At 51.8% G+C, this 1235-nt stretch carries 3 protein-coding genes; all 3 read right to left on the bottom strand.

All coding sequences use genetic code 11. The annotated features are described in order from the left end of the window. Positions 1 to 225 (bottom strand): hypothetical protein (locus tag KDK15_RS06825; RefSeq protein WP_257294618.1); only part of this gene is annotated, 225 nt, incomplete at its 3' end. Continuing rightward, positions 222 to 620: a VanZ family protein gene (locus tag KDK15_RS06820; RefSeq protein ID WP_257294617.1), complete on the bottom strand. Its 399-nt coding sequence runs from the start codon at positions 618 to 620 to the stop codon at positions 222 to 224. The genes KDK15_RS06825 and KDK15_RS06820, both read right to left, overlap by 4 nt. Positions 621 to 627: 7 nt before the next feature. Beyond that, positions 628 to 1235, bottom strand: a 608-nt coding sequence (locus tag KDK15_RS06815) for a sugar phosphate nucleotidyltransferase (protein ID WP_257294616.1), incomplete at its 5' end; no start/stop codon positions are given.

Genomic DNA, 1235 nt, shown 5'->3' with positions numbered 1-1235 from the left:
ACAGTGGTAAGTGGCGCAGAAATAGAAAAAACTGCCATGCCATTTGGTAAAGATATCCACCAGATAATTGAACCTCGGGTTCTCAGGCGGAGGCTGGATCTTTGCCGGTTTCAGATATTCCTCTACCCATCGGTCGGCCCGGGCTTTCAGGGCCGCTTTGGTCTCGGGTGATACTTTGGATCTGGATGCCCGTTTGGTTGCGGGCATCCACATATAATTGCTCATAAATCACTCTGCTGCCAGATACTGCTCTGATACATTGCATACAACCCAAGGTAGCCCAAAATTCCCACGGCATCGGCCAGAATATCTCCAACACTGAAGCTCCGGTACCCTGTCATCTTCTGGCACACTTCAATCAATACCCCAAAAGCCAACAAGCATAGTAGCTTCCACCAGGCGGCTGGCTGATTGGGATAGGCCAGATCAAACAGGGCAAAGAGCACCATAAAGGTGATGGCGTGTTTGAGTTTATCATTGATAAATGCCGTAGGGTCCGCCTCGCCGGGGATGACCGCCATAAAGAAGGTAAAGGCCAGGGCGACAAAGAACAGCGCTTGCCGGACGGAGGCGGGAATAGCGAGCAGGTGGGTAACCCGCTGGTTCAACCAGCCTTTCACTGATTGTTCAACCGGCATAAAGCTTATCGTAGCAGTAGTTAGTCGCTTCAATAAAACCTTCAATACTGCCACAGTCAAAACGTCTGCCCTTGAATTTATAAGCCAGCACACAACCACGCTGAGCCTGGGCCATCAGGGCATCGGTGATCTGGATCTCGCCGCCTTGGCCGGGTTGGGTGTCTCTGATCAGGTCAAAAATATCCGGGGTCAGGATATAGCGGCCAATAATGGCCAGGTTACTGGGGGCATCTTCTCTGGCGGGTTTTTCCACCATATTTTCCACACGGATCAGGTCATCGGAAATGGTTTGCCCGGCAATCACGCCGTACTTGTGCACTTGATCTTTCGGCACTTCCATCACCGCCACAATGGAGCAACGGAACTGTTTATAGAGTTGCGCTATTTGCGCCAGCACGCCGGGGCCATCCGGATTGATGCACAGGTCATCCGCCAACAACACACCAAAGGGCTGTTCGCCGATCAGGGATTCACCGGAAAGAATAGCATGGCCCAATCCTTTCATCTCCCGCTGACGGGTGTAGGAGAAAGTACACTCATCAATCAGCTGACGTATATTGGTGAGCAGCGATTCCTTATCGGTACCGGCAATCTGGT

Source organism: Endozoicomonas sp. YOMI1 (assembly GCF_024606345.1).
GTDB lineage: Bacteria > Pseudomonadota > Gammaproteobacteria > Pseudomonadales > Endozoicomonadaceae > Endozoicomonas.
Note: the sequence above shows the minus strand (reverse complement) of the source record. Positions and strands in the feature narration are given on the sequence as shown.